The sequence below is a fragment of the Paenibacillus sp. OT2-17 genome, assembly GCF_009827695.1.
Lineage (GTDB): Bacteria > Bacillota > Bacilli > Paenibacillales > Paenibacillaceae > Paenibacillus > Paenibacillus polymyxa_B.
Genome location: NZ_WUDQ01000309.1, coordinates 1 through 4,253, shown reverse-complemented (window position 1 = coordinate 4,253; position 4,253 = coordinate 1). Strand labels below are relative to the sequence as shown.

Genomic DNA, 4,253 nt, shown 5'->3' with positions numbered 1-4,253 from the left:
CAGTCTGGGGTTCGTTGTATTGACTTTGGCGGCTGGGAGCTCCCGGTTCAGTTTAGCGGCATTCAAAAGGAGCATGAGGCCGTCCGGCAACGTGCGGGTTTATTCGATGTATCGCATATGGGCGAATTTTTGGTTGAAGGCAAAGAGGCCGAAGCTTTTCTGCAAAGGGTGACCACGAATGATGTCAGCCAGTTGGAACCAGGTCAGGCACAATATTCACTCCTGTGTTACCCCGATGGAGGGGTAGTAGACGACCTACTTGTTTACTGCAAAGGACCGGAGCACTACATGCTCGTTGTGAACGCCTCCAACATCGATAAGGATTGGGATTGGCTAATTCGTCATATGCCTACATCCGTTCACATGGAGAATGTGTCTGATGCGATAGCATTGCTGGCGTTGCAAGGACCGGAAGCAGCACGTATTGCCGCAGCCGTGGCAGATACGGACATTACGAATCTGGCATCTTTCCGCTTCCATGAGAACGTGCCATTGTTCGGAGCAAAAGCACTGGTCTCACGAACCGGATATACGGGCGAAGACGGTTTTGAATTTTATATACCTGCTGCAGAAGCACCAGCTGTATGGGAGGGTTTGCTTCGTTCCGGTGAGTCGTATGGGCTGATTCCCGCTGGACTTGGTGCTCGGGATACCCTACGCTTTGAGGCACGATTGCCGCTGTACGGTCAGGAGTTATCTGCCACGATTTCACCACTCGAAGCCGGTCTAGGGTTCTTCGTCAAGCTGAATAAAGGAGATTTTATCGGTAGAGAAGCACTGCAACGTCAGAAAGAACAAGGGATTCCTCGCAAATTGATCGGGCTGGAAATGATTGATCGCGGTATCCCACGCGCCCATTACCCGGTATTCGCAGAAGGACAACACATTGGTGAGGTCACAACGGGGACTCAGTCGCCCACCTTGAAGCGTAATCTGGGCCTCGCCTTGGTGGACAGTCGTTTTAGCGCCCTCTCCACACCGTTGGAGGTTGAGATTCGTGGCAAACGCCTGCGTGCCGAGGTGGTGGCAGCACCCTTTTATAAACGCCCGCGCTGATCTTAAACTCTTTTTATTTCTATAAAGCAAATATGTCAGATATGAACTTCTGGGTTTTTCATCTCACACACTTTTTTATTAGCTAATTTACGATCTAAAATCTTGCTTTTCGAAAGGAGTCAGAACCTATGAAGCAGCATCGTTATCTCCCTATGACTGAACAGGATCAAACCGAAATGCTGCGTGTGGTGGGTGTATCATCTATTGATGATTTATTCAGTGACATTCCAGAGGCCATTCGATATCAAGGGGAACTCCCTCTCTCTTCTCGACTCGATGAGAAAGCCTTAACCCGCCACTTGGCCGAGCTGGCCGGACACAACGCCAATACAGACACACATGCCAGCTTCCTTGGCGCAGGAATTTATGATCATCATATTCCGTCCGTCATCCAGCACATCACTTCACGCTCGGAATTCTATACAGCCTACACCCCCTATCAGCCGGAAGTAAGCCAAGGCGAGCTACAAGCCATTTTCGAGTTTCAGTCGTATATTTGCGAATTGACGGGCATGGCTGTAGCTAATGCCAGCATGTACGACGGAGCGACTGCACTGGCGGAAGCGGGCTCACTGTCCGCCGCAGCTACCCGCCGTAAACAGCTTATCGTATCAAGGTCCGTCCATCCGGAGGCACGTCAGGTATTGGCAGCCTATGCACGCGGATTTGATTTGGACATCGTGGAGATCGGCTGTTCGGACGGCGTAACGGATGCTGATGCGCTAGCGGCAGCCGTATCGGAACAGACCGCGGCTGTTTTGGTCCAAAGCCCCAACTTTTTCGGAGCCGTGGAAAACCTGAAGCCGATGGCTGACCTCATCCATGCGCACAAAGGTCTTTTGGTCGTCAGTGCCAATCCACTGGCACTTGGCTTGCTGGAAACACCCGGCAAACAGGGCGCGGATATTGTGGTAGGAGACGCGCAGCCACTTGGCATCTCCTCTTCTCTCGGCGGTCCGACCTGTGGATACTTTGCCGTTTCTCAGGCACATATGCGCCGTATCCCCGGCCGTATTGTGGGTCAGACCACAGACCGCAACGGTAAACGCGGCTTCGTGCTGACCTTGCAAGCGCGGGAACAGCATATCCGCCGCGAAAAGGCCACCTCTAACATTTGCTCCAACCAAGCGTTGCTAGCTTTATCTGCATCTGTATACTTGTCTGTCATGGGTAGACAGGGGATCAAGGAAGTAGCCGAGCTAAATTTGCATAAAAGCCGTTATGCTTTAGAGCAATTGCTGAGCTTGAAGGGCGTAACTGCCTCGTTTAACGCACCGACCTTTAACGAGTTTGCCCTTAGACTGCCTGAGGGTACGGATATGAGCAAACTCCAGGCCGAGCTGCTAGCTGCTGGATTTATCGCTGGCTACGATTTGGGCCGGGACTATGAGGAACTTGCTGGTCACATGTTGATTACCGTGACGGAGCAAAGAACCAAAGAAGAGATTGACCAATTTGTATACACCTTGGGGGGATTGCTATGACACACACCGGACAGGATCAGAAACAAGGGCTGTTGAAGGAACACGATCAAGCGCTCATTTTTGAATTGAGCCGTCCGGGTCGCATCGCCTATTCCCTTCCCGAGTGCGACGTTCCCCGTCGCCCGGTGGCAGAGCTTTTGCCAGATTATGCGCTGCGCAGCCAACCTGCGGCATTACCCGAGGTATACGAAGTAGACGTTATTCGGCATTATACTGCCTTGTCCCGGCGCAATTTCGGCGTGGACAACGGATTTTATCCGCTCGGCTCCTGTACGATGAAATACAATCCGAAAGTGAATGAGGATGTCGCCCGATATACAGGCTTCGCCAAAATCCATCCATATCAGCCCGAGGAGAGCATCCAGGGTGCTATGGAGCTGCTGTATACGCTCCAAAATGATTTGGCTGCGTTAACTGGCATGGATGCCGTCACGCTTCAGCCCGCCGCGGGCGCCCATGGCGAATGGACCGGGCTGATGATGATTCGCTCATACCACGAAGCACGTGGTGAGCGACGTACCAAGGTGCTCGTGCCGGATTCCTCGCACGGAACGAACCCCGCCAGCGCAACCGTCGCGGGCTTCGAAACAGTCACCCTTCCCTCCACCCCTGAGGGGCTGGTGGATCTGGATGCGTTACGTCAAGCCGTAGGCAACGACACCGCGGCGCTCATGCTGACCAATCCGAACACGCTTGGGCTGTTCGAGAAGCAAATCACTGACATTGCTGCCATCGTGCATGAAGCGGGTGGTCTGGTTTACTATGACGGGGCAAACTCCAACGCCATCATGGGGATTACCCGTCCCGGAGATATGGGCTTCGATGTAGTGCATCTCAATTTGCACAAAACGATGAGTACCCCGCACGGCGGCGGTGGCCCCGGCGCTGGGCCTGTCGGCGTAAAGCAACGGCTCATCCCTTATTTGCCCAAGCCGCTTGTCGTACGGGATCCGCAGGGGGTGTACCACTGGGACCGGGAACAGGGAGATTCTATTGGACGGGTAAAAGCCTTTTACGGCAACTTCGGTATTCTCGTTCGTGCCTATGCCTATATCCGTAGCTACGGTCCTGACGGCTTAAAGCGTGTATCGGAATGCGCTGTGCTCAATGCCAATTACATGATGCATCGGCTCGCTCCACATTTTGACCTGCCCTACCCTGGACATTGCAAACACGAATTTGTCATGTCAGGGCGAGGCTTGAAAAAATTTGGAGTGCGTACGCTTGATGTAGCCAAACGGCTGCTTGATTTCGGCTACCATCCGCCTACAATTTACTTCCCTCTGAATGTAGAGGAGTGCATCATGATCGAGCCCACGGAGACGGAAAGTAAGGAGACACTTGATGCTTTTGTTGACACTATGATTCATATTGCGCGGGAAGCAGAAGAGAACCCTGAGCTGGTGCTCAATGCACCATATACTACTCCAGTCACACGATTGGACGAAACTACCGCAGCTCGCAAACCTGTACTGAATTGCTCATGCAGTTAAAAACAAATTCTACTTAAAGCATGCAAAAAAGCCGGTATCTATTAGATACCGGCTGCTGTATGTACACAGCAATTTTTTTGTTGGAAAAAGATATAACCTTTGAAATGTAATACCCTTCCTTAACCTTCGATGCTTTGAACCAATTCAACAACCTGTTCTGCTGTTTGCATGTCCAGAGCTTTTGTAGCCAGTTTTTCCATGTCCGCACGGGACAACTTGG

Annotated in this window: 3 protein-coding genes; all 3 read left to right on the top strand. The window is 52.0% G+C overall.

Annotated features, from left to right (window positions below; all coding sequences use genetic code 11):
- Positions 1–1,056, top strand: a 1,056-nt coding sequence (gcvT, locus tag GRP75_RS20110) for a glycine cleavage system aminomethyltransferase GcvT (protein ID WP_160790176.1), incomplete at its 5' end; no start/stop codon positions are given.
- Positions 1,057–1,184: 128 nt separating this feature from the next.
- Positions 1,185–2,540 carry an aminomethyl-transferring glycine dehydrogenase subunit GcvPA gene (gene gcvPA / locus GRP75_RS20105; RefSeq protein ID WP_160790175.1) on the top strand — a complete coding sequence of 452 codons (1,356 nt, stop codon included), beginning with the start codon at positions 1,185–1,187 and terminating at the stop codon, positions 2,538–2,540.
- Positions 2,537–4,033, top strand: coding sequence for an aminomethyl-transferring glycine dehydrogenase subunit GcvPB (gcvPB, locus tag GRP75_RS20100; RefSeq protein WP_160790174.1), 1,497 nt, complete (start codon positions 2,537–2,539; stop codon positions 4,031–4,033). Before gcvPA ends, gcvPB begins: the two co-directional genes overlap by 4 nt.
- Positions 4,034–4,253: the final 220 nt, after the last annotated feature.

What these genes read in the sequence shown, in the direction of transcription:
- gcvPB (WP_160790174.1), top strand. Translation starts at nt 2,537, where the DNA reads ATGACACACACCGGACAGGATCAGAAACAAGGGCTGTTGAAGGAACAC.
- gcvPA (WP_160790175.1), top strand. Translation starts at nt 1,185, where the DNA reads ATGAAGCAGCATCGTTATCTCCCTATGACTGAACAGGATCAAACCGAA.